General features: G+C 73.2%; 17 protein-coding genes. 11 read left to right on the plus strand and 6 right to left on the minus strand.

All coding sequences use genetic code 11. The features are described 5' to 3' along the window. Nucleotides 1-3: 3 nt before the first annotated feature. The 5 genes from ACFVZW_RS19145 to ACFVZW_RS19165 all read left to right on the plus strand — a co-directional run bounded on the left by ACFVZW_RS19145 (nucleotide 4) and on the right by ACFVZW_RS19165 (nucleotide 7,981). Nucleotides 4-408: a hypothetical protein gene (locus ACFVZW_RS19145; RefSeq protein WP_384522696.1), complete on the plus strand. Its 405-nt coding sequence runs from the start codon at nucleotides 4-6 to the stop codon at nucleotides 406-408. Nucleotides 409-579: 171 nt separating this feature from the next. Next, the gene (locus tag ACFVZW_RS19150; protein WP_384522698.1) at nucleotides 580-1,593 is read left to right on the plus strand and encodes an MFS transporter; all 1,014 of its coding nucleotides are present in this window, start codon (nucleotides 580-582) and stop codon (nucleotides 1,591-1,593) included. Between the two features lie 105 nt (nucleotides 1,594-1,698). After that, entirely contained in the window at nucleotides 1,699-5,775 is a 4,077-nt protein-coding gene (locus ACFVZW_RS19155; protein WP_384522700.1) for a hypothetical protein, read from the plus strand. A 126-nt stretch (nucleotides 5,776-5,901) separates the two neighbouring features. Continuing rightward, nucleotides 5,902-6,783, plus strand: coding sequence for a DMT family transporter (locus tag ACFVZW_RS19160; RefSeq protein ID WP_384522702.1), 882 nt, complete (start codon nucleotides 5,902-5,904; stop codon nucleotides 6,781-6,783). Beyond that, nucleotides 6,776-7,981 (plus strand): aromatic amino acid transaminase, encoded by a 1,206-nt coding sequence (locus ACFVZW_RS19165; RefSeq protein WP_384522704.1) that lies wholly within the window; start codon nucleotides 6,776-6,778, stop codon nucleotides 7,979-7,981. Before ACFVZW_RS19160 ends, ACFVZW_RS19165 begins: the two co-directional genes overlap by 8 nt. Nucleotides 7,982-7,984: 3 nt before the next feature. Here the strand turns inward: ACFVZW_RS19165 and ACFVZW_RS19170 are convergent, their stop codons facing one another. Then, entirely contained in the window at nucleotides 7,985-9,919 is a 1,935-nt protein-coding gene (locus ACFVZW_RS19170; RefSeq protein ID WP_384522706.1) for a cellulase family glycosylhydrolase, read from the minus strand. A gap of 162 nt (nucleotides 9,920-10,081) precedes the next feature. Here ACFVZW_RS19170 and ACFVZW_RS19175 point away from each other — a divergent pair, with 162 nt between their 5' ends. After that, complete coding sequence (locus tag ACFVZW_RS19175; protein WP_384522708.1) at nucleotides 10,082-12,142, plus strand: SpoIIE family protein phosphatase; 2,061 nt, start codon at nucleotides 10,082-10,084, stop codon at nucleotides 12,140-12,142. A gap of 15 nt (nucleotides 12,143-12,157) precedes the next feature. Here ACFVZW_RS19175 and ACFVZW_RS19180 read toward each other — a convergent pair whose 3' ends face one another. After that, on the minus strand, nucleotides 12,158-14,923 hold the full coding sequence (locus ACFVZW_RS19180; RefSeq protein WP_384522710.1) for a SpoIIE family protein phosphatase: 2,766 nt from the start codon (nucleotides 14,921-14,923) through the stop codon (nucleotides 12,158-12,160). Nucleotides 14,924-15,129: 206 nt separating this feature from the next. On the opposite strand from ACFVZW_RS19180, the gene ACFVZW_RS19185 reads away from it, so the two are divergent. The 3 genes from ACFVZW_RS19185 to ACFVZW_RS19195 are packed head-to-tail and all read left to right on the plus strand — an operon-like array spanning nucleotide 15,130 to nucleotide 18,580. Then, on the plus strand, nucleotides 15,130-16,611 hold the full coding sequence (locus ACFVZW_RS19185) for an AlkA N-terminal domain-containing protein (RefSeq protein ID WP_384522712.1): 1,482 nt from the start codon (nucleotides 15,130-15,132) through the stop codon (nucleotides 16,609-16,611). 13 nt (nucleotides 16,612-16,624) lie between these two features. Beyond that, nucleotides 16,625-17,125, plus strand: coding sequence for a methylated-DNA--[protein]-cysteine S-methyltransferase (locus tag ACFVZW_RS19190; RefSeq protein WP_384522714.1), 501 nt, complete (start codon nucleotides 16,625-16,627; stop codon nucleotides 17,123-17,125). A 45-nt stretch (nucleotides 17,126-17,170) separates the two neighbouring features. Further along, nucleotides 17,171-18,580: a hypothetical protein gene (locus ACFVZW_RS19195; protein ID WP_384522716.1), complete on the plus strand. Its 1,410-nt coding sequence runs from the start codon at nucleotides 17,171-17,173 to the stop codon at nucleotides 18,578-18,580. Nucleotides 18,581-18,593: 13 nt separating this feature from the next. Here the strand turns inward: ACFVZW_RS19195 and ACFVZW_RS19200 are convergent, their stop codons facing one another. From ACFVZW_RS19200 to ACFVZW_RS19210, 3 genes are all read right to left on the minus strand, one after another. Further along, nucleotides 18,594-19,313: an NAD-dependent deacetylase gene (locus tag ACFVZW_RS19200; RefSeq protein WP_384522718.1), complete on the minus strand. Its 720-nt coding sequence runs from the start codon at nucleotides 19,311-19,313 to the stop codon at nucleotides 18,594-18,596. Between the two features lie 111 nt (nucleotides 19,314-19,424). After that, on the minus strand, nucleotides 19,425-19,916 hold the full coding sequence (locus ACFVZW_RS19205; RefSeq protein ID WP_384522720.1) for an NUDIX domain-containing protein: 492 nt from the start codon (nucleotides 19,914-19,916) through the stop codon (nucleotides 19,425-19,427). Further along, entirely contained in the window at nucleotides 19,913-20,986 is a 1,074-nt protein-coding gene (locus ACFVZW_RS19210; protein ID WP_384522722.1) for an ADP-ribosylglycohydrolase family protein, read from the minus strand. The genes ACFVZW_RS19205 and ACFVZW_RS19210 overlap by 4 nt, the downstream gene beginning before the upstream one ends. A gap of 167 nt (nucleotides 20,987-21,153) precedes the next feature. On the opposite strand from ACFVZW_RS19210, the gene ACFVZW_RS19215 reads away from it, so the two are divergent. Then, the gene (locus ACFVZW_RS19215; RefSeq protein ID WP_384522724.1) at nucleotides 21,154-22,308 is read left to right on the plus strand and encodes a glycerate kinase; all 1,155 of its coding nucleotides are present in this window, start codon (nucleotides 21,154-21,156) and stop codon (nucleotides 22,306-22,308) included. A 68-nt stretch (nucleotides 22,309-22,376) separates the two neighbouring features. Here the strand turns inward: ACFVZW_RS19215 and ACFVZW_RS19220 are convergent, their stop codons facing one another. Beyond that, nucleotides 22,377-23,576: a PucR family transcriptional regulator gene (locus tag ACFVZW_RS19220; RefSeq protein ID WP_384522726.1), complete on the minus strand. Its 1,200-nt coding sequence runs from the start codon at nucleotides 23,574-23,576 to the stop codon at nucleotides 22,377-22,379. A gap of 181 nt (nucleotides 23,577-23,757) precedes the next feature. Between ACFVZW_RS19220 and ACFVZW_RS19225 the strand changes: the two genes are divergently transcribed. Further along, a partial coding sequence (locus ACFVZW_RS19225; RefSeq protein WP_384522728.1) for an ABC transporter ATP-binding protein occupies nucleotides 23,758-24,372 on the plus strand: 615 nt, incomplete at its 3' end.

Raw genomic sequence — 24,372 nt, forward strand, 5'->3', positions numbered from 1 at the left:
GACATGGCCGGACAGGCGACGACCAAGCCGCGTGGCATCACCTTCCTGAAGGTCGCGATCGGCCTGCAGACCTTGACCCTCTTCTTTCAGGCGGCCACCGCCGGAATGCTGCTGACCTCCTCCCATGGTGCCGTGCTGCACGACGTCGGATCGCGCGTGATGTACGGCGCGTCCATGCTGTATGTGCTCGCCGCGATCCTCGCGTGGCGGCCGGGCGGCGGTGGGCCCCGCCCCATCCTGTACGCGACCGGCTTCCTCGCCCTCGCCTCGGTACAGGTCGTCCTGGGCATCGCGCACATGCCCTCGCTCCATGTGCCGCTGGGCGTGCTGATGTTCGGCCTCAGCACCTTGGCACTGGGCGGGATGCTGACCACCCACCTGTGGGGCCGCCCCAGCGTCGCGTCGTAGCCGGCGGCGTCGCCCTGGCCGGCGGCGGCCAGGGCAGTCGTCCGGCCCTACGGCACGCGGCTCAGCCGAACGTTCCTCCTGGCCGCCATAGCCGGTACGGCGATCGCGAACAACTACGCCCTCCAGCCCGCGCTCACCACCGTCGCCGCCGACCTGCATGTCCCGCTCTCCGTGATCGGCCTCGTACCGACCGCCGCACTCGCCGGCTGCATGACCGGCTTCGCCCTCCTGCTCCCACTCACCGACCACCTCGGCCCCAACCGCCTCGTCACCGCACAGCTCACCGCCCTGGCCGCCGCCCTCGCCCTCGCCGCGGCGGCACCCGGCGCGGCCGTGCTCCTGGCCGCCTACCTGGTGATCGGCGCCGCAGCGGGCGTCGCGGCCCAGGCCGGCAGCATCGCGGGCCGGCATGCCCCGTCCGGGCGCAGCGGGAGGAGCGTCGCGACCGTGGCCGCCGGCATGTCGGCCGGCATCCTGCTCACCGCATGGTGGGCGGCACAGTCACCGACCTCCTCGGCTGGCGACACATGCTCCTCGTCTTCGCCGCCGTCGCCGTCCTCGGCGCGATCGCCGCCGCCGCGCTACTGCCCGGGCAGCGCCCGCACTCCCGCCTCGGATACCGCGCCACCCTCGCCTCGCTCCCCCCGCTCCTGCCGCCACCACCCGCAGTTGCGCGCCGCGGTGGCCACCGGCGGGCTCTGGTACTTCGCCTTCAACCTCACCTGGGTCGCCCTCGGCCTCGCGCTGGCTCAGCCGCCCCACTCCCTCGCTCCGACCGCCATCGGCCTGTACAGCCTTGCCGGCCTCCTCGGCTTCGCCGTCCTGCCCGTCACCGGGCGGCTCGTCGACCGCTACGGCTCCCACGCCGTGATCACCACCGCCGTGCTGACCGCAGCGGCCGGCACCGCCCTCCTGGCCACGGGCCTGAACACCCCGCCCGTCGTGGCGGCTGGGCTCGCGCTCTTCGACGCCGGCTGCTTCGCCGCCCAGGCCGCGAACCAGACCCGCATCATCGCCCTCGACCCCCAACGCTCCGGCAGCCTCAGCAGCGTCTATCTCGTCCTCTACTTCACGATCGGCGCCGCCGGCACCGGCCTCGCCGCCCCGTGCTCGACACCCTCGGCTGGCGGGGCACGACCGTCACCGCCTTCGTCGCGCTGCTCGCCGCCGCCGTCCTCGGCCTGAAGGGGCGGGGGACGGAGGTCCACCAGCGCGTGAGGTGCGAGCGGCGATGTCAGTGACGCCCCGTAGCGTGGTAGCCATCGATCAGCACCACGGGGAGACCGACGCATGGGTACGCGTGTCGAAAAGAACGGCTACACCGCTGAACTGACGGACGATCTGGAGATCGTCTACCGCAATCCGCAGGGGCGGAGACTGAAGAACTTCCCCGGCCCCATCGCCGGTGCACCAGGGCTGGATGCGCAGTTCGAGGCACGGAGGCATCTGAGGAAGCAGCGTGAGGCCTGCCGCCTGCAGGCTCGTGAGTGGGCGCTGGTAGGGGCGAGCGTGCCGCGTGCACTGGCCGACGCCGATCCGCTGTGGCAGGAGGCGCTGGAGACGGAGCATGTCGAGCTCGGCGACGAGCTGGGCGACGGCGGTCTCTGGGCCCGTACGTATGTCGGGTTCGACGGTCTCACACTGACGCAGCTGCTTCCCGAGCAACTCATCCCGTACCGCGACCGCTTGATGCGCGAGGAGCACTGGGAGCCGGACGGCTGCTTCTCCACCGGCATACCGGACCTCTCCGACGGGGGGCTCCCCTTCCCCGAGCGGATCATCGCCGCGCACCCCGGCCTCGAGGAGCTGGTGACCCGGAAGCTCCTCGGCCTCCAGGGACTCACGCACCGGTGGAGTCTCGTCTACAAGCCCGATGTCGACAGTGAACTCCGGGGGCTTGAGGAGTCGGCGCCCGCACTGTTCATCACTCTGCTCGACGAGATGGCCGACCTGGCCCTGCGGTTGCGCGAGCGGGCGACGGCCGCCGCCTGGTTCGGGCGCGCCCGCACCGCCGAGCGCGTGCAGGCGCGCAAGGTCGACACGGAGTGGCTGCTGGGCCGCTACCTCGCGTACGCCGACGGAGAGGCCCTCTCCGCCACGGTCCTGCGTGCCTGGGCCCGCGAGCTGGCCGTCAAGGGAGTGGCGACCGAGGCGGACCTCGCCCGCTTCCGCCTGGTGGCGATCCGTCGCGTCCAGGCGTCGTCCGAGGTGTACCCGCAGCTGGCCGTCGACGTCCGCAAGATCGCCAAGGCCGCCGGCCTCGACCCCGAGAGGGAACTGGCCACGCTGCTCGGCGAGATCATCGCGGCGGACGGTATCTCGCTGCACGACGACAAGTTCTGGACCGACTGCCTCAAGGGCGCGGCCATGGACCTCCTGGGCGACCATGCCCCCACAGCGGTCGACCGGGTCCTGAAGCTGCGTCCGCGCCACTTCGGAGAGGACCCCACCCTGTGGCGGGCGCTGCTGGAGCGCACCGGCGCGCTGGCACGGCTCACCGGTGAGACCGAGGATCTGCCCGCGGGTGCGGCCGCGGTCTGGTTCTCCGAGTGTGTCCGAAGGAACAGCCACCACCACGGCCCCTCGCCCGTCATGTACGAGATCGCCGAGTTGATCGCGCCGCGGCTGGCGGCCGACGGTGTTCCCGTGACGTTCCGTTACCGGCAGTTCGGTGACCGAGGCGACGCGAAGACGCCTCTCGACCTGATCGACCTCCTGCTGGAGCACGGCGCGCCTGTCGCGGACCCGCCGGAACTCCTCGGCCCGTCGCAGCTGTACACCCTCCTGCTCGGCCGCCGGCCGAAGCTGGAGCATCTGCGGGCGGACGAGCGCTTCGCTCGCGAGCTGCGGGCACGGGTGCGCGCCGATCTGGAGATGACCACCGAGAACCTGGCATCCAACAGCTGGTACCAGCCGCACGAAACGAAGGGCTGGCAGCAGATCCCCGATCTGTTCGACAACCCGATCGGGTACGAGGAGATCCGCGCCTGGTGCGACCGCGAGCGGGCGAAACTGCGCGCGGGAGTCGACTTCGAGGAGTTGGTCCTGCTGCTCGGCCGCTTCGTCCACGTGGGCGTGGCGGTGGACCTGCTCCTCAAGAACGCGGACGCTGCCGCGGAGTTCGCGGCAGTGGACGTCATGACGCTGCTGATGGCCGAGATGCCCGACACCGTCTCGCGGGCGCAGGTGGAGGAGGCGCTGGGCAAACTCCAGCCCTACGGCGTCGAGCGGGAGGGCGTCCGGGGCCCCAATCGCGGACCGATCCTGGAAGCGCTGCCGCAGCTGGGCGAACCGATGAACAGCCTGGCCGCGCGCTCCGTGGTGATGGCCGTCAACTGCCGTGCCGGCCTTGAGCGGCTCGTCCGCCGCCTCACCCCCGACGCGGAGGACACGAAGCCGACTCCCGAGGCGGGGAGGGAAGCGCCCTACATCCAGATGGCCCGTCAGATGATGCGGTTTGCGGAGCGGGACACCGCCGTCTGGGACGGTGACCTCGCCCAGCCCAGCACCAGGTTCGACATTTCAGTCCGCCACGACCTGTTCCACCGGGCGCACGCCAACGCCGCGCCACTCGCCCTGTGCGCCGTCTCCTCCAGGCCGGGCGGCCGGGCGGGCCAGTCGCTGATGACGTACACGACCCATCCCGTCGCCGCCGGTGAACCGGGGCGCTGGCGGGTCGTTTACTGCGAGGCGCCCGAGGACCGCACCGGCGCCTACGCCCCAACCCAGGGGCAGGTCTTCCGGACGGCCACGTCCGTCGCCGTCGTCGTGGTCAGCGGAGGGACCAAGCCCCACCGGGTGTTGTGGGAGTACGCCCCCGACGGTTCCTTCGCCGAGGACGGCCCACTGGCACCCGCAGGAGTGGAGCTCACCCGTGCCCATGTGCTCGAGCCGGTGCGCCCGGCCGAGTGGTTCGCGCGCTTCGTCGCGCTGTACCGCGAGCACGGCCCGGCACCGGCCCGTCCGGAGCTCGCCGCAGCCCTCGCCGAGCGGCTGGGCATCTCGCCGGTGGAGGCCGCCGTGCTGCTGATGGCACACGTCCCCTGCGCGCCGCACCAGTTGGAAGAGGAGGACGACTACCTCTCCCATCACCCCTTTGCCGACCTGGAGGCCTGGAAGATCCGACGCAGCGAGGCGGACCAAGCTGCCGCCGCCCTGACGTCCGCGCTCGGCTCCCGGTTCTTCACGACGTTCTACGACAGACTCCTCCCCGACGATCCCGAGCTGCTGTGGACCACCGGCCCCGACGTGGACCGCCGAGTGGTGGCTGCGGGAGCTGGGCAGCCCCCTGCCGGTCCCCACCGCACTGCTGCCTCTCGCGACCAAGGAGATCCTCCCGCCCAAGGGCGAGGCCGCCCTCGCCTCGTCGGAGCGCCGGGGCGAGCGCTGGTGGCCCCACCTGCGGCTTCCCTCTCTCCTGGGGCGCCTCGCGACCGGGGCGCACTGCCTCGACCACCACCGTGCGGGCCTGGCAGGGGAACCCCAGCCGCTCGCCCTGCCGAGGATCGCCGCCTGGACCGCCTACCGCACCCCTGCCGGCGATCCGCTGCGCTCCGCGGTCGGCGCGGCGATCTCCAGGCTTCGCGAGGACCTGGCCTCGGCTCCCGGCCCGCTCACCCTCTTCTCACTGCAGAGCAACTACCTGATGGGGGAGCCTCCTTCCACCGAGGCGATCACCGCTCATCCGGCGGTGACGGAGGTGGCCGACACGACCAACGACATGCGTCATCTACGCGTGGACCCCGCCGCGCTCAAGGGGCCGGACGATCCGCTGCTGGACACCCTGGACGCCTACCTCGACTCCGTACTGCCCTCCCAGTGGCTGCCCAGCACCTCCGGGCTGCCCGCCCTCGCCGACCTGAGGCTGCTGCTGAGCGACGACTTCGGCGCGCTCGGGGAACACCTCGCCACCGACGGCGAGCGCCCCCCGGGCTGGGAGCAGGACCCCACGCGCTCCGCACCGCATCTCGTCGAGGAGTGCGCCAAGGCCTTCGGACTGAGCGAGGACGCCGCCGCGCTCTACCTGATGCTGCTCGCCCTGCCGGACCCGACGGACCGCAACGTCAAGGCGTGGACCGGGTGGAAGCCCGCCCGTTTCAAGGAGGCCGAGGCCGAACTGGGCGCGTCGGGTCGAGTGCTGCGAGCCGTCAGGCCGCGAGCGGGCCGCGCCCTCTTCCTGCCTGGTGCCTGGCAGGAACGGAAACCGCCGCGCCTCCCGATCGAGGTGGCGAAGCTCGGTCTGCTGCCGCTGGCCAAGGAACACCGGTCGACGTCACACATGGCCGCGGTGCCCTCCGCCCCACTGCCCACGCTGTTCACACGGGCATGGGAGATGCGCCGCCTCCACGGATGACCGCTACCCGTTAGCGTCGCGACGAAGCTCGGTCGGAGCGTGTCCCACCGATACGGGACAGTCCGGAGGCCGCGGTATGCGAGAAGCGGGGGGCGCCGCGGCGCGGGGCGGCCCGGACCGGGTCGCTCTCGCCGCACGCCGTGGGCCTCGTCGCCCTGCTGCTCACCGTGGCGATCTGGGCCGCGTTCGCCCTCAGCGCCCGTGCGCTGAGCGCCTCCACACTGCTGCCCGCCGACGCGGCCCTGCTGCGCTTCGGCGTGCCCCTCGTGGTCCTCGCGCCCGCCCTGTGGCGGCGCAGGCGCCGGCTGGCCGCGGTGCGGCCCGGCCCCGCACTCAAGATCATCTGCGGTGCGGGGGTCCCGTTCTTCCTCGCCGCCATGTACGGCGGTTCGCTGACCTCGGCCGCCTTCGTCGGGGCGATCGTCCCCGGCATGGTCCCGCTGTTCGTCTCCGCCCTCATGGTCGCGGGCGGGAAGAGCGTCCCGCGCGGTACGCAGACGGCCGGTCTCGCGATGATCGTGGCCGGCGTCGTGGCGCTGGTGTGGCGGCACACGACCGCGCTGGACGCGGACGCCCTGCTCGGCGTCGGAACACTGCTCGTCGCCAGCGGGCTGTGGGCCCTGTACACCGTGGGGCTGCGCGAAGTGGACCTCGACCCCATCGGGTCCATCGGACTGCTCTGCCTGCCCTCCTTCGCCGTCATCGCGCTCCTGACCCTGACCGGGGTCCTGCCCACCTCGATCGCCCACGCGGCCGGCGGCGACATCGCGCTGTTCCTCGTCGTCCAGGGTCTGGGCGTCGGCCTGTGCGCCGGACTGCTGTACGCGTTCGCCATCCGCCGACTCGGACCGGAGCGCAGCTCGGTCGTCGGCAGCCTCAGCCCGGTGGCCGTCGTGCTGCTGGCCGTCCCTCTCCTCGACGAGTCGCCGACCCTCTCCGTCATGGTCGGCGTGCCCCTCATCACCCTCGGCGTCGCGCTCGCCAACCGGCGCCCCCGATCCAAGGTCTCCGCCCATGCTTGAGCTTCTGTCCGCCCCGCCCGTGGACCCGCTGTGGGACCTCGCCGCCGAGTTCGCCGCCGATCCGCGCCCCGAGCGCCTGAACCTCGTACTCGGCGTCTACCGCGACCACACCGGCGTCACCCCCGTCATGGCGGCGGTCAGGGAGGCCGAGATACGCCTGGCGGAACGCTCCGCCTCCAAGGAGTACCGCGGTCTCTCCGGCAACACCGCCTTCAACCGCGCCATGCTCTCCATGGTCCTGGGCACCGAGGCCCTGACCGCACGGGCGACGGCCGTCCAGACCGTCGCGGGCACCGGAGCCCTGCGCCTGCTCGCCGATCTCGTCAGCCGGACGCGCCCCGGCACCACGGTGTGGATCAGCGACCCCGCGTACGTCAACCACCGCCCCATCCTGGAAGGCGCCGGTCTCCGGGTCCGGACGTACGGCCGGCTCGACTCCGCGGGTCTGCCGGACACCGCGGCCGTGCTCGACGACCTGAGCGCCGCCCGCCGGGACGACGTCGTGCTGCTGCAGGGCTGCTGCCACAACCCCACCGGAGTCGACCCCTCCTTCGGTACGTGGGAGGAGCTGGCCGCACTCGCCGCGACCAACGGCTGGATCCCCTTCGTCGACCTCGCGTACCACGGGCTCGGCGACGGCCTCGCCGCCGACCTGCGGGCCACCCGGATGCTGGCCGAGCGGCTGCCCGAGGTGCTGATCGCCGTCAGCTGCTCCAAGAACTTCGGCCTGTACAGCGACCGCACCGGGTGCGCCATGGTCGTGGGCTCGTCGGGCAAGGCGCTGAGGCACGTCGAGACGGCACTCCAGAACGCCGCGCGCACCCTGTACTCGATGCCGCCCGAGCACGGCGCCGCCGTCGTCGCCACCGTCCTGGAGGACGAGCGGCTGCGGGCCGCGTGGCTCGCCGAACTCGACGGAATGCGTCACCGCATCACGGCCAACCGCGCCGACCTCGTCGCCCATCTCCGCGCGCTCGGCCAGGACGAGCAGGCCACGCACCTCGCGCGGCAGAAGGGCATGTTCTCGATGCTGCCGCTCACGCCCGACCGGATGGCCCTGCTGCGCGAGCGGTTCGGCATCTACGGCACGACCACGGGCCGCATCAACATCGCGGGCGTCTCCGCGCACCGGATCCCGTACCTGGCGCAGGGCATCGCCGCCGTACTGGAGACGCCCCGCGCCATGTCGTCCGTCTGACCGTCACGCCTCCGGGGGAGCCGGGCGGCACAGCAGGGCGGCCGGGGAGGTCCGGGCGCCGAACCGGGTGGTGAAGGCGATGCCCGCCGCGTACTCGGTGGGCAGGCACTGGCCCTTGTAGTGGCCGCTCGCGAACTCCCCGCCGGGCGTGCCCGGCGGGCGGTTGTCACCCCGGTCGAACCACACCGTCCGGCCGCCGCTCGCCGGGAGCGCCGTCCGGGCCGGGGCGCACAGGGCGGCCGAGACCCGCTCGCCGCGCACGCTGTGACCGATGAGGAACTGTCCGGCCGGGCACTGGAACTTGGTGTATCCGCCGGCCCAGTCGCCGCCCGCCGGCACGTGCGACTCGTCGCGGACGACCGTGTGACCGCCGGTGCCGGCCCGCAGCGCCGAGCTCGCGCACAGCCCGCGGCCCCCGGTGTGGCTGAGCCCGGCCAGCCGGGAGCCGTCGGGGCAGACGGCCTTCCGGGCGCCACTGTCCCAGTCCCCGCCCGCCCGCACGCGCAGCGAGGCGTTGTGGTCGCGATGGTCGGTCGTCAGCTGGTACCAGGCGGGCGTGACGGGTACGGCTCCGGTACGGCCGGGCGCGTCGGTCAGCCCGGTCCACAGCGGGGTGCGCCAGTCGCCCGCGTCCAGGACCCCGGTCCTGCGGCCCTCGGAGTCGTACCGCAGCAGCGCCCAGCTGTCCCCGCCGCTGCCGCCGCTCCAGCCGACGAGCGGCCAGTACGCGTAGTCCACGTCGGCGTCGGTGAGCAGCTCGGTCAGGTTGCGGAACCAGTCACGCGGGCGGCCGTTCGTCTCGTCGGCGCCGATGCCGAACTCGCTGATCCAGACCGGGGCGGTGAAGTGCTTGCCGGTCTCGGCGGAGACATAGAGCGCCTGGTCGTGGACGACCTGACGGAGCTGCTCACGGCTGAGGTCCTGGTAGCGGAGGTCGCTGGTCTCGCCGATGCCCGTGGCGCCACTGTGGTTCGGGCCGGTGTAGCCGTAGAAGTGGGCCGAATAGACGAGCTTGCCCGACACCACCAGGGTGTGCGACAGGGTACGGACCGGGGTGAGGGTGGGGCGGCCGTGCGGGAAGCCGTCCACCGGAATGCCCTGCCAGTTGATGCCCTCGACGACGATGAGCAGGTCCGGGTTGGCCTCGGCCAGGATGCGGTCGCCGGCCTCCTGCGCGGCGGCATGCCAGTCGTGGTTGTCGCCCAGACCCCAGTTGGGGTCGTCCCAGACGTCGCGGCGGACCTCGTTGTACAGGTCGGCGCCGACCACGCGCGGGTTGGCGCGGTAGCGCTTCGCCATGAAGACCCAGTCGTCGGCCCACCGGGCGGTGGACTGCCCGCTGCTGTTCCAGCGTTCGTTTCCGTCCACCGCGCAGCACCAACGGGTCGTCACGGTGTGGTTGTTGAGGATGACGGCGAAGCCGTCGGCGGTGAGGGCGGCGACGACCGCGTCGAAGACCTGGAGCGGGGTCCTGCCGCGCAGGGCCGGATTGGCCGCGACGGCGCCGTCCGGCACGGGAGCCGTCGCGCGCAGCATCTCGTTGGAGAAGGGAAGCCGGATGCTGTTCAGGCCCAGGGCGTGGAAGTCGGCGAGGAGCGTGGGCAGCGGGGTGCGGTCCAGGCCGAGGGGTATGCCGTGGGAGGGCTGCCCGGCATGGTGGCCGGCCGGGTCGGCGATGTCGCCCGAGCCGTTCCAGGACCCTTGGGCGCCGTCCCAGTTGCCGGACCGCAGCCGGAAACGGTTGCCGTGGGCATCGACCACATGGCGCCCGCGGGTGGACAGCGGCGGGGCCCAGTCGACGGCGGCGTCCGCCGTGTCCGCCGCGGCCGCCTGCGCCGGCCGCGGAGGACCGGCCTGCGCCGCGGCACCCGGCACGGCCGACACCAGCAGCGCGCCCACCAGGAGGGCGCCTCGGACCACACGTAACACGCTCTGCATCTCGTACCTGCCATGACGGTCGGGGAGTGGGCGCGCGCCAAGTTACCGGCGGGTCGCGAGGAGGGGAACCCACACTGTACGGAGCGGTGCCACAGCGCCCCGTTCCGACGGCTCGGATAGGGTGATGGGAAGGAAGGCACCCCCCGGGGTTAGGTCGAAGCGTTGGACACTTTTCAGTCGCCGAGCGAGACGCCGGAACGGCCACCGGCGGCCATCGGATACGCGGGTGTACTGCGCGAACTGCTCCCGATCGCCCTGTGGAGGGAGGACGCGGACGGGTGCGTCGTCGAGTGGTCGCTGGCCGCCCAGGACCTGCTCGGCCACCGTCCCGAGGACGTCCTCGGCCGCCCCGCGTCACCCATTCTGGTCCCGGACGCCAACCGGGAGCTCGCCGATCAGCTGACCCTCCGTGTCCAGGCCGGCGAGACCGTCGTCGGCACCCTGCCCGTACGCCACCGCGACGGTCACCAGATCACCATGGAGATGTGGATCGTCCCCGAGGTCGACCCCCAGGGGCGGCCCGGCGCGATGCTCATCGCCGTCGAGACCTCCGAGGTCCTGCGGATGCGGGACTCGCTCGCCGCCCTCCAGAGCCTCTTCACCCAGTCGCCCATCGGCCTCGCCACCCTCGGCCCCGACCTGCGGTTCCTCCGGGTCAACGACGCCCTCGCGCGGATGAACGGGGCCTCCGCGGAGGAGCATCTGGGCAAGCGGCTGACCGAGGTGGTGCCCGGCGTCAACGCCGTCGCCCTGGAAGCCACCATGCGGCAGGTCCTCGAACGCGGCGAGGCCGTCGTCGACGTCCGCCGCACCGGCCGGACCTCCGCCGACCCCGACCACGACCGGACCTGGTCCTGCTCCTACGCCCCGCTCCTCGACGGCTCGGGCCGACGCCTCGGCCTGATCGCCTCCCTCATCGACATCACCGAGGGTCAGCGGGCGCTCGTCGAGGCCGAACGTGCCCGGCGCCGCTTCGCCCTCCTCGCGGAGGCGGGCACCCGGATCGGCACCACCCTCGACCTGCGCCAGACCGCCGAGGAGATCGTCCAGGTCCTGGTGCCGCAGCTCGCCGACTCGGCCGATGTGCAGTTGCTCGAGAGCGTCATCGAACCGGACGAGGCCGGCGCCTCCAGCCAAGGGCTGCTGCGGCGCCTCGCGGCCGTCTTCCCCGACCCGACCGCGCCCACCGCCCTGCTCACCCCGGGACAGACCTTCCAGATCCCGCTCGGCACCGTGTACGAGCAGGTCATCACCGACGCCCGGCCGATGAACCTCTACCACTCCGACCTCCCGGCGCTCTTCCCCGACCCCCGCACCGACCCCCTCAAGGCATACTTCCGGGCCAACATCGGCTCCGCGCGCATCGTCCCGCTCGTCGCCCGCGGCAAAGTGCTCGGCGTCGTCAGCATGACCCGCCTCAACGAGCGCGAACCCTTCGACGAGCAGGACTGCGTCCTCGTCGACGAACTCGTCGCCCGCGCGGCCCTGAACATCGACAACGCCCGGATGTACACCACCCAGCGCGAGGCCGCCCTCACGCTGCAGCGCAGCCTCACCAACAGCGCCCTGCCCAAGGTCGACGGCCTGGAGCTCACCGGCCGCTACCTCCCCGCCAGCGACCACGACGTGGGCGGCGACTGGTACGACGTCATCGCCCTGCCCGAGGGCCGCACGGCTCTCGTCATCGGCGACGTCATGGGCCACGGCATCCACGCCGCGGCCGTCATGGGCCAGCTCCGCACCGCCGTACGCACCCTCGCCCGGCACGGGGTACCGCCCGCCCAACTGCTGCGCTCACTCGACGCGGCCGTCGCCGACCTGGGCGAGGACGAGATGGCGACCTGTGTCTACGCCGTCCACGACCCGGCCACCGGAGGAGTCGTCATCGCCCGGGCCGGCCACCCCCCACCGGCCGTGGCCACGGCGGACGGGGCGATCACCTTTCTGGAGGGCCCTCCCGGCACCCCGCTCGGCACCGGCGCCCAGGACTTCCGGACCGAGGAGCTGCGGCTCCCGCCGGGCAGCCTCCTGGTGCTGTACACCGACGGGCTCATCGAGGCCAGGGACCGGGACCTCGACCAGGGCATGGACCAGCTCGCCCAGGCGCTGCTGCACATCGAGCAGCCCCTCAGCCAGCTCTGCGACGACATCCTCGCGCAACTGCTGCCCTGCGCACCGCCGGACGACGTGGCCGTACTCCTGGCCCGTACGCCCCTGCGGTGACGGCGCGACTCCGGCTCACCAGGCCAGGTCCTCCAGCGCGTCGAGGTCCGGCTCCGGGAGTCCCGGCAGCTCCGAGTCGCGCGTGGTCAGGGGCAGTTCGGCCCAGATGACCTTGCCGCGCTTGGTGTAGCGGGTGCCCCACCGCTCGGCGAACTGGGCGACGAGGAACAGACCACGGCCGCCCTCGTCGGTGGTGGCCGCGTAGCGCAGATGCGGGGCGGTGCTGCTGCCGTCGGAGATCTCGCAGATCAGCCGGCGGTCGCGGAGCAGCCGGACCCGGATGGGCTCGGCCCCGTACCGGATGGCGTTGGTGATGAGCTCGCTGAGGATCAGTTCGGCGGTGAACGAGAGGGAGTCCAGCTCCCAGGCGTCCAGCTGCGCGGCGCCCGCGTTGCGGACCCGGGAGACCTCGGCCGGGTCGGCGGGCACGTCCCACTCCGCGATCCGGTCGGCCTCCAGGCGCTGGGTGTCGGCGACCAGCAGCACGATGTCGTCGTCCGGAGCGGGTACGAGCAGCGAGGTCAGGACATCGGCGCACGCCTGCTCCGGGCTGCGCCCCGTCGTGGCCAGCGCGTCGCACATCAGCCCGAGCCCCGTGTCGAAGTCCCGGTCACGATCCTCCAGAAGACCGTCCGTGAACAGCACCAGCCGGCTCCCTTCGGGCAGGTGCAGCTCGGTCGCCTCGAACGGCATCCCGCCCACCCCGAGCGGCAGCCCGGCCGGCACCTCGGGGAACTCCACCCGGCCGTCGCGGTGCACCAGCGCCGGCCCGGGATGCCCGGCCCTCGCCATGGTGCAGTGCCCGCTCGCGGGGTCGTAGACGACGTACAGACAGGTGGCACCCGTCATCCGCTCGTTGCCCCCGTCCTCCTTGTCCTCGCCGTCGCCCGCACCGGCCTCGCCCCTGAACTGCCCGCCGGTCTCGGGCCGGTCGATCCGGTCGATCAACTCGTCGAGATGGCCCAGGAGCTCGTCGGGCGGCAGGTCCAGAGTGGAGAAGTTGTGCACCGCCGTACGCAGCCGGCCCATCGACGCCGCGGCATGGAGACCGTGCCCGACGACATCGCCGACGACCAGCGCCACCCGGGCACCCGGCAGCGGGATCACGTCGAACCAGTCGCCGCCGACGCCGGCCTTCGCCGGCAGATAGCGGTAGGCCACGTCCACCGCCGACAGCTCGGGCAGGACGCGGGGGAGCAGACTGCGCTGGAGCGTCACCGCCATCGCGTGCTCACGGGTGAACCGGCGGGCGTTGTCGATCGAGACCGCGGCCCGCGCGGTCAGCTCCTCAGCGAACGTCAGGTCCTCCTCCCCGAAGGCGTCGGCGGTCTCGGCCCGCCAGAAGTTGGCCATACCCAGGACGACACCCCGGGCCAGCAGCGGCACGGCGACGAGCGAGTGCAGCCCGTACGCCAGGGCGTCCGTCGCCCCCTCGGGGTCCTGGGCCTGCCAGCCGTCGGCCGTCATCAGGTCCGCCACCAGCACCGCGTGACCGGCGTCGAGCGCCCGCGCCATCGGCGTGGTCGGCACGACGAACCTGATCACGTCGCCCACCGGCTGGAAAGGATGGTCCGTGTGGGTGCTGTTCAATGCCGTACGACGCATCTCGGTGAACGCCCCCGACGGCTCCTCGCCGCGCAGCACCGGCTCCAGCAGTTCCACGGTGACGAAGTCCGCGAAGCGCGGGACGGCGACCTCCGTCAGCTCCTCCGCCGTCCGTACGACGTCCAGCGTGGTCCCGATCCGGACCCCGGCCTCGTACAGCAGCTGCAGCCGGCCCCGGGCCACCTCGGCCCTGCCCGAGACCGTGGAGAGCTCGGTCGAGTCCCGCAGGGTCATCACGGTCCCGGTCGGCCGGCCCCGGTACGGCTCCGTGGGGCGTACGTTGACGGCGAGCAGCCGGTCGCCCGCCAGATGCACCTCGTCGGTCACGACCCGGCCGGAGGAGAGCAACGCGGCGGTACGGGGGTCCAGGCCCAGCTCGGTGACGTGCCGTTGCTCGGCGTCGGGCGCCAGGTCGAGCAGGCGGCGCGCCTCGTCGTTGGCGAGCAGCAGCCGGCGGTCCGCGTCGATGATCATCACGCCCTCGCGCACCGCGTGCAGGACCGCCTCGTGGTGCTCGTTGATCCGGGTCATCTCCAGCGGGCCCAGGCCGTGGGTCTGCCGGCGCAGCCGCCGGCTCACCAGCGCGGCGCCGCCCACCGCCAGCAGCAGCGCTCCCGCGGCCGTGCCGAACAACAGCGGCAGCTGGTCCTCGACCACGTTGCCGACGTTCTGGATCTCGACGCCCGCGCCCACCAGGCCGACGATGTCGCCGTCCTCGGTCCGTACCGGGACGATGGCCCGGACGGCGTCCGTCGGCTCCCCGGTGAAGATCTCCGTGAACGACTCACCGGCCCTGGCCCTGGCGATGTCGCCGGTGGCGCGCTGCCCGATCAGCTCGGGCCGGGAGTCCGTGTAGCGGATCCCGTCCGCCGTCATCACGGCGAGGAAGTCGAGCCCCGCGGCCATGCGGGCGGTCTCGGCCCGCCCCTGGAGCAGGGCCGTCGGGTCGGGCGCCTTCAGGGAGTCGACGAGCCCCGGCGCGTGCGCGAAGGCCTCCGCCGCTGCCAGCGAACGGTTGCGCGCGTCGCGCTCCGTGTCGTACCGGGCCTGGAAGAGCAGGGCCAGCGTCCCCGCGGTCACCAGCAGCACGACGATGATCGCCTGCAGGGCGAACACCTGCCCGGCGACGCTGCGCAGCCCCAGCCCCTTGGGTCGGCGGCCAAGACGTCCGCTCATGGGGTGCTTCTCGGAGGTTCGGCTGTCGTCACTGATTCGGCTGTCACCCGTCCACTTCCTCGGTTTCCCTTCCATGCTGCTCCTGCCGGGGCGGGATATCGAGGCGAGGCGGGCCGCGGTGGGGCAGTCGGGTTCGATCCCCGCGCGGGAACGTCCATGTCGTTTTCTCGCCAGCCGACCGCTCGGGGATCCCCGATCCTTGAGTCATGCACACCGACACCGAGCGCTGCGTACGGGCCGTCCGATCGAAGGACGCCCGCTTCGACGGCGTGTTCTTCACCGCCGTCCTGACCACGCGGATCTACTGCCGCCCCAGCTGCCCGGTCGTGCCGCCCAAGGCCGAGAACATGGTCTTCCACCCAAGCGCCGCCTCCTGCCAGCGCGCCGGCTTCCGGGCCTGCAAGCGCTGCCGCCCCGACACCAGCCCCGGTTCGCCCGAATGGAACGTACGGGCCGACGCCGTCGCCCGGGCCATGCGGCTCATCCAGGACGGTGTCGTGGACCGCGAGGGCGTGCCGGGGCTCGCGGCCCGCCTCGGCTGGTCCACCCGCCAGATCGAGCGGCAGCTCCTCGCCGAGCTCGGCGCGGGACCGCTCGCCCTGGCCCGCGCCCAGCGCGCCCAGACCGCCCGGCTGCTCATCGAGACGACCCCGATGCCCATGGCCGAGATCGCCTTCGCCGCGGGCTTCTCCTCGATCCGCACCTTCAACGACACCGTCCGCGAGGTCTTCGCGCTCGCGCCCGGAGAGCTGCGTGCCCGGGCCGCACGGTCGCGGGGCGCCGCGGACGCCCCGCGCACCCCGGGCGTGATCGCGCTGCGGCTGCCGTACCGCGCGCCCCTCGATCCTTCCAACCTCTTCGGGCATCTCGCCGCGACCGCCGTCCCCGGCGTGGAGGAGTGGCGGGACGGCGCGTACCGGCGGACCCTGACGCTGCCGCACGGCCACGGCATCGTCGCCCTCGCGCCCCGGTCCGACCACATCGCCTGCCGGCTCTTCCTCACCGACCCACGTGATCTCACCCTCGCCATCAGCCGCTGCCGCTGGCTGCTCGACCTCGACGCCGATCCGGTCGCCGTCGACGAGCAGCTGGGTACGGACCCGCTGCTGGCCCCGCTGGTCGAGCAGGCGCCGGGCCGGCGCGTGCCGCGGACCGTGGACGCCGCCGAGTTCGCCGTGCGGGCCGTGCTCGGCCAGCAGGTCTCCACGGCCGCCGCCCGCACCCACGCGGCCCGGCTCGTCTCCGCGCACGGCGTTCCCGTCGAGGACCCCGAGGGCGGCCTCACCCACCTCTTCCCGACCCCCGAGGCGCTCGCCGGCCTCGACCCCGAGTCCCTCGCGCTGCCCCGCAGCCGCCGCACCACCCTCCTCACCCTCGTCGAGGCCCTCGCCGACGGCTCCCTGGCCCTCGGCCCGGCCACCGACTGGGACGAGGCCCGCGCCCGGCTCCTCGCGCTGCCCGGCGCCGGCCCCTGGACCACCGAGGTCATCGCGATGCGGGCGCTCGGCGACCCCGACGCCTTCCTCCCCGGCGACCTCGGCGTCCGCCGCGCCGCCGAGGGCCTCGGCCTGCCCGCCACCCCGGCCGCGCTGACCGCCCGCGCCGCGCGGTGGCGGCCCTGGCGGGCCTACGCGGTCCAGTACCTCTGGGCCACCGACAGCCATCCGATCAACCACCTCCCCGCCTGAGGAGCCGCGCGCCATGCCCACCGTCCAGCACACCGTCATCGACAGCCCCTACGACGCGCTGACGCTGGTCGCCGTCGACGGCGTCCTCAGCCGTATCCACATGACCGACCAGCGCCACCGCCCCGCCGAGGAGACCTTCGGTCAGCCCGACCGGCGCCCCTTCGACGAGGCGATCCGCCAGCTCGACGCGTACTTCGCCGGTGAACTGACCGAGTTCGACCTGCCGTTGAAGCTGATCGGCACACCGTTCCAGCTGCGGGTGTGGGAGCAGCTGACCCTGATCCCGTACGGCGAGACGCGGACCTACGGCGAACTGGCGGAGGCCCTCGGCAGCCCCGGCGCCTCGCGCGCGGTCGGCCTCGCCAACGGCAAGAACCCGGTGAGCATCGTCGTGCCCTGCCACCGGGTGATCGGGGCGAGCGGCTCCCTGACCGGGTACGGCGGCGGGATCGGCCGCAAGCGGCGGCTGCTGGCCTTCGAGTCGGGCACCGCCGAGCCGGGCGCGCTGTTCTGAACCCCGACCGAGTGCGCTGCCGGAGCCTCGTTAGGGTTCGGCCCCATGACCGACCGCGTTCTGGACCTCCTGCGCAGCCGCCCCGATCTGGCCGATCTCGCCGCGTTTCCGTTCAACTTCGATGTGGGACGGGCGTATCACGTCGAGCCGGTACACCTGGCGTCCGGAGCGTCGCTGGAGCCGATCGCCGGTGACGACACGGGCGGCACGTACTTCCTGAGCGGGGGGACGGCCGTGCTCTACGCGTCCTCCGAAGGGAGCGCCGTGCTGCTCGCCGACAGCGTCGGCGAGGCGCTCGAGATGCGAATCCGGCTGCCCTGGTGGTGCGAGAACATCTCCGGCGAGCTCGGCGAGGAGGAGCTCCGCGCCGAGCTGCGGGCGGCGGACGAGGAGGCGCGGGAGGAGTTCGCTCCCGAACTGGACGCCCAGCGAGCCGCGTTGATCGGCGGGCTCGGCCTGCCGGAGCGGCCGCTGGCCGAACTCGTCGCCCTCTCCGAGTCGGCCGCCCGGCGCACCGAGCCGGATCACCTCCTGCTCAACTCCGAGGAGCTGTGCGCGTACCGGCTGCACGAGTCGTACCGACAGCCCCTGCGCGACGTCGTCCTCGGCCCGGGACGGGAGGCGCTGGAGCGGCTGCGCTCCGGCGACCCCGGCGCACGGCAGGAGGCGGCCGCGGACCCGGTGCTGCGCGCGGGGGTGGTGCGGGCGGCGTGGTACGACCGGCGGGACGGCGACCTGCCGCTGCTGCGGTTCCTGCTGGAGCACGAGAACACCGAGCGGACCGAATGGTTCCGGGAACGCCGGCTGGCCGCGCTCCTGGTGGCGGCGCACGGCCGCGCCGAGGACGTCCCGCTCCTGCGGGAGGCCACCCACGGGGAGGTCACCGACAGCGCCGGAGCCGTGGAGCGGGCCCGCGCAGAGGCCGAGGACGGCGAGTTCACCTGGATCGAACTGGCCCACCGTCAGGGGCGCATCGAGCACGCCCGGGTCGCCCTCATCCGGATGCTGGACGACACGGGCCCGGACGCGGACCGGCTCCGGGCGCTCAGCCGCGCGCTGGAACGCCTCGGCGACCACGCACAGGCGGCCCGCGCCCAGTCCGACCTCCTCTCGCTCCAGGACACGGCCCGGGGACGGGCCACGGAGGCGTACGTCCTCGCCCGCCTGGAGCGCCTCAAGGGCGACCTCGCGGCGGCGGGGCGGGCGCTGGAGCGGGCCCGGGCGGCGGTCGGCTCCGACGCCACCGAATGGCACCGCCGGGGCGTCGGCCGACTGATCACGGAACAGCACCTGGAGCTGACGCTCGCCGCCGTCGAGGCGGGTGACGCCGACCTCGCGAAGGCGACCATGGCGCACTCCAGAGTGCTGCTGGACAGGATCGCCAAGCCGTCGGCCAAGGCGCTCGGCCCGCTGTCCGCACGGGCGAAGTGGGCGGTGGCCGGACTGCGCGGCTGACGCGGGGGCGCCTTCAGGCCCCGAGGCGCGTCAGCAGTGCCGGCAGCGAGGTTCCGATCGGCTCGCGGACGATCTCGTCGGCGATCTCGTCGTACGGAGTGGGCTCGGCGTTCACGATGATCAGCCGGGCTCCGTGCTCGGCGGCGATGCCCGCGAGGGAGGCCGCCGGCTGGACCTGGAGGCTCGTACCGACCGCGACGAACACCTCGGTGGCCTTCGCGATCGACATCGCCTCGCCCAGCACCACGGGGTCGAGCCGCTGACCGAACATCACGGTCGCCGACTTCAGGATGCCTCCGCAGCGCCGGCACTTCGGGTCGTCCTCGCCGGCCTTCACCCGCTCCAGCGCCTCGGCCATCGACGAGCGGGCATGGCAGCCGGTGCAGACCACCGACCGGGCCGAACCGTGGAGTTCGAGGACCTTGCGGTCCGGCACCCCGGCGATCTGGTGCAGCCCGTCGACGTTCTGCGTGATGACCCGGAGCGCGTTCCCGGTCCGCTCGAACGCGGCGACGGCCCGGTGCGCCGTGTTCGGCTCGGCACGCAGCACCGGCCCGTCGAGACGCATCCGCCACGCCCGGCGCCGGATCTCCGGATCGGCCATGTAGTGGTCGTACGTGGCGAGCTTCTCGGCCTCCGGATCACGCGTCCACACGCCGTTGGGCCCCCGGTAGTCCGGAATGCCGGAGTCCGTGGAGATCCCTGCCCCGCTGAGAATCGCGACCATGGTCATACCGCGAGCGTAGGCAGGTCCGCGTGGCTCCCGCGAACGGATTAACGGGTGTTGCGTGCACGCCGAGGCCACGGCCGGCCCGCGCACTCGACGCCGGGCGCCGCGGCTCGTTCAGCGCGGTGCCCGGCCGTTCTCCAGCTCCGCCGGACCCCGGCCGGTCGCGAGCACGTCCAGGGCGACGAGGACGCGCAGGCCCAGGCTCCCCGGGAGATGGGCGGTGACCTCGTCGCGGGTGATCAGCTTCCAGGACAGCAGCTCCTCCTCCTGGAGCCGGATCTCGGCGAACCGCTCGTCCGGCAGCACCCCGCCGTCGTACACGTACGCCACGATCGGCGGCCTTCCCGTGCCGTGCGACCAGTCGACCGCGAGCAGCGCCCCCAGCTCCACGTCCAGGCCGATCTCCTCGGCCGTCTCGCGACGCGCCGCCTGACGGGGCGTCTCGCCCGCGTCGGACTCGATCGTCCCGCCGGGCAGCGCCCACCCCTCGCGGTAGTTCGGTTCGACGATCAGAACGCGGCCCGCAGCGTCCCGGAAGAGCGCGGCGGCGCCGGCGAGGACACGCGGCAGGGTGGCGATGTACGCGGTGTAATCGGTCGTCGTCATACCGTCAGCGTAGCCAGCCGCAGCGTCCGCTCAGCCAACTCGCTGATCCGCACCCCGTCGAAGCCGAACACCGCGCTCCGCACCCGGTCCCGCAACGGCTCCGACCACTGCGGCGGGATCGCCGCCGCCCCGCACATCACCCCGGCCACCGAGCCCGCCGTCGCCCCGTTCGAGTCCGTGTCCAGCCCGCCGCGGACCGTCAGGGCGATCGTCGTGGTGAAGTCGCCGCCGCCGTACAGCAGTCCGGCCGTCAGCACCGCCGCGTTGGGAATGGTGTGGATCCAGCCCAGGCCGCCCGTCTCCTTCGCGAGCTCGGCGAGGGTGTCGGACCACTCCACCCCCGACTCGTACAGGGCGATCGTGTGCCGCACCGTCCGCGCGAGGCGGCTGCTCGCCGGGATCCGGTCCAGCGCCGTCCCCAGGGCCGCGCGCACGTCCGGCGCCGTGAACGCGGCGGCGATCAGCGCCGCCGCCCACATCGCGCCGTACACCCCGTTGCCCGTGTGCGACAGCACGGCGTCCCGCCGGGCCAGCGAGGCGGCCCGGCGCGGGTCGCCGGGGGAGGTCCAGGCGTGGACGTCCGCCCTGATCAGCGCGCCGATCCACTCCTGGTGCGGATTGTCGTAGGTCGCGGTGAGCGGCGGCTTCAGACCGTTGGCGAGATTGCGGTACGCGGTCCGCTCGGCGGTGAACGTCTGCAGATAGGGCAGGCGCTGCAACCACAGCTCGCCCACCTGCTCCGTGGTGAAGGCGAAGCCGCGGGTCTCCAGGAGGTGCAGACCGAGGATGGAGTAGTCGACGTCGTCGTCCCGGCAGCTCCCGTCGATCTGCCCGCGCACGCACTGCGGCCACTCGGGCCGCAGCTCGAACCCCGCCGACAGGGCGTCCGCGGGCGGCGGCGGCAGGTAGTCGGTGAGCGGCAGCGCGTCGGTGAGCCGCAGGTACCGGTCGATGCGCTCGGGCGTCCAGTGATCGCCCCGCTCGACGGGCTTGCCGAGCATGTTCCCGGCGATCCGTCCCGTCCAGCCGCCGAGGATGCGGTCGGCGAGTTCGTCGTGCGTGAGCGCCATACGTCCGGTGTACCGAATCCCCCGTCCCGGCGCGCGCCGACGCGTCCGGCGTTCGGATAGTCCCCTTATGGTGCGGAATATCGTCTTATCAGGGGGTGGCATGGTGTCGGGGGGTGCGGATAGGGTCGGCTCGGCGCGACTGCACGTTCGAAAGCAAGGGATGCAAGGTGACGGACGGAGCAGTAACTGAGGTCGCACGCGTACTCGTCGCGGCCGACAAGTTCAAGGGCTCGCTCACGGCCGTACAGGTCGCGGAGCGGGTCACAGCAGGTCTGCGACGGGTCGTCCCGGAGCTGGAAGTGGAGACCCTGCCGGTTGCGGACGGCGGCGACGGTACGGTCGCGGCCGCGGTGGCGGCCGGTTTCGAACGCCGTGAGGTGCGGGTCACCGGCCCCGTCGGCGACTCCGTGACGGCGGCGTTCGCGCTGCGCGGCACCACGGCCGTCGTGGAGATGGCGGAGGCCTCGGGCCTCCAGCTGCTTCCGACGGGCGTGTTCGCGCCCCTCACGTCGACGACGTACGGCTCCGGTGAGCTGCTGCGTGCCGCGCTGGACGCGGGCGCGACGACGATCGTCTTCGGCGTCGGCGGCAGCGCGACGACGGACGGCGGGGCGGGGATGCTCGCCGCGCTCGGCGCGGTCTTCCTGGACGCGCAGGGCGAGCCGGTGGGCCCGGGAGGAGCGGCGTTGGCGTCGCTCGCCTCCGCCGACCTGTCCGGCCTCGACCCGCGCTTCGCCTCGGTGGACCTGATCCTGGCCAGCGACGTCGACAACCCGCTGACCGGCCCGAAGGGCGCCCCGGCCGTGTACGGCCCGCAGAAGGGCGCGTCCCCCGAGGACGTCGAGACCCTGGACGCGGCGCTCGCGCACTTCGTGACCGTCCTGGAGAAGGCCATCGGTCCCAAGGCGGCGGAGTGCGCGGTCGCGCCCGGCGCGGGTGGCGCCGGCGGCATCGGGTACGGGGCGCTCGTCGGCCTCGACGCGAGCTTCCGCCCCGGCATCGAGCTGATGCTCGACGTCCTGGGCTTCGCCCCGGCCCTGGAGCGGGCCACGCTCGTCATCACGGGCGAGGGCTCGCTCGACGAGCAGACCCTGCACGGCAAGGCCCCGGCGGGCGTCGCCGCGGCCGCCCGGGCGGCGGGCAAGGAGGTCGTCGCGGTCTGCGGCCGCCTGGCCCTCGCCCCCGCGACCCTGGGCACGGCCGGCATCCGCCGCGCCTACCCGCTCACGGACCTGGAACCGGACACGGCGAAGTGCATCGCGAACGCGGGCCCGCTCCTGGAACAGGTCGCGGCGAACATCGCACGGGACTTCCTGGCGTAACGCCCGAGCGCCCGGGGCGCGGTAGGGCGGGGCGGGGGGTTTCCCCCGGGGCGGGGAACCCCCCGCCCTCACCCCGCCGCCGTCAGGCGGAACGCGTCCAGGGCCAAGGTCATCTCCGTGAGGTCGCGCGGGCGGGACAAGGACCGCGACGTCAGCTGTTCCAGGCGGCGGAGGCGGTTGAAGACCGTGTTGCGGTGGCAGTAGAGACGCCCCGCCGCCCGCCCTGCCGACCCCTCGCAGTCGAGCCAGACGTCCAGGGTCTCCAGCAGGATCGCCCGGTCCGCCGGATCCAGCTCCAGCAGCCCGCCCAGCACGTCCGTGACCAGCAGCCCGGCCAGCTCCGGCTGGCCCACCACCAGCGCCCCGCCCATCCTGCGGTCCAGCCGCACGACCTGGTGGGAGCCGGGCGGGCACGTCCGCAGCGCCAGCTCCGCGAGGCGCCGCGCACGACCCAGCTCCGACAGCCCCGTGACCACCGGGCTGATCCCACCGGGACCCGGGCAACGGCCCTCCAGGAGCTCCGACAGCGCGTCCAGGCCCGTGCCCTCCGCCAGCGACACCACCCCGAACTCGCAGTCCGCCCCCATCCGCCACAGGAACCGCACCCCGGCCCCCTGCACCCGCCGGTGGAACGGCTCCGGCACCTCCCGGCGGTCGTGGCGCAGCACCACCACCGCGTACCGCCCGTGCTCCGGCAGGTCCAGGCCCGCCGCCGCCCGTGAGGTCACCTCCGGCGAGCGCTGCCCCTGAAGCAGGGCGTCCAGGAGCGCCTGCAGCTGCTCGTCCGTACGGCGCCGCAGCTCCAGCTCCGTCGACCGGTACGCCTCCGACGCCGTGTCCGCCTGCGCGTCCACCGCTGACCACACGATCGTCGCCGACTGCGTCAGCGCGGCCAGCCTCGGCGGGAACGCCGACGCGTCCTCGATCAGCGCGTCCCAGACCAGATGCCCGGCATGCCGGTACGCATGCACCACCAGCTCCACGGGCATCCCCTGCTCGGCCCGCCGCCGCCCCATCTCGTCCGCGTGCTCCAGGTCCCGCCGCGGCGAGTCCCGGGGCGCCGAGATCATCTCGATCCCGATCCGCATCGCCTCATGGGCCTCCTGCCAGTGCTGGTCGTACGGCACGATCCGGCCGTACGCCGGCTCGTACGCGTGCAACTCCCTCAGATGCTCGTCCACCAGCTCGGGCAGCCGCTCCAGAAGCGCCGTACACGCCTCCGCCAGCAGCTTCCAGTCATCGCCGGTCCGCGGTCTGCGCCGTCCCATGCCCGGAGGATGCCACCCCCGACCCCTTCCCGACAGGCCCCTGACACGCGGTGTTGTGCGCGTGCACAACCCACCGCCGCGCCCGCTGGTCACCGGCAGCGTTTCGGCCGCCGCACGTGGACGCACGGCCCCACGCGGTGTTGGGGTGAGCGCCACTGAACGGGCCCACGGAAGGGGAACCATGGGAGGTACCGCACTCGCCCTCGAGGTGGCGGACCTGTCGGCGGGATACGGACCGGTACGCGCCCTGCGGCAGGTGTCGCTCGCCGTGCCGGAGGGCAGCGTCGTCACCGTCCTCGGCGGCAACGGCGCGGGCAAGTCCACGCTGCTGCGGGCCATCTCGCGCACACTGCCGTTCCACGGCGGAGCCGTCACCTCCGGCACCGTCAGCCTCGGCGGCCGGGCGATCGGCGGGCTCGCACCCGACCGGATCGTGGCCGCCGGGGTCTCTCAGGTGCCGGAAGGCCGCCAGGTCTTCGCCCGGATGACCGTCGAGGACAACCTGCGGGCGGGAGCTCTCGGCGCGCCGCGGGACCGCGCCGCCAAGGCGGCGGCCCTGAAACGGGTCCACGAACTCTTCCCCGTCCTCTCCGAGCGCGCCCACCAGCGCGCCGGGCTGCTCTCCGGCGGCGAACAGCAGATGCTGGCCGTCGGCCGCGCCCTGATGGCCTCACCGAAACTGCTGCTCCTGGACGAGCCCTCGCTCGGCCTCGCGCCGCTGATGGCCGCCCGGATCGCCGACACCATCCGCGAGATCAACGCCCAGGGCACGGCCGTGCGGCTCGTCGCGCAGCAC

The sequence above is a fragment of the Streptomyces sp. NPDC059567 genome (genome assembly GCF_042735655.1).
GTDB lineage: Bacteria > Actinomycetota > Actinomycetes > Streptomycetales > Streptomycetaceae > Streptomyces.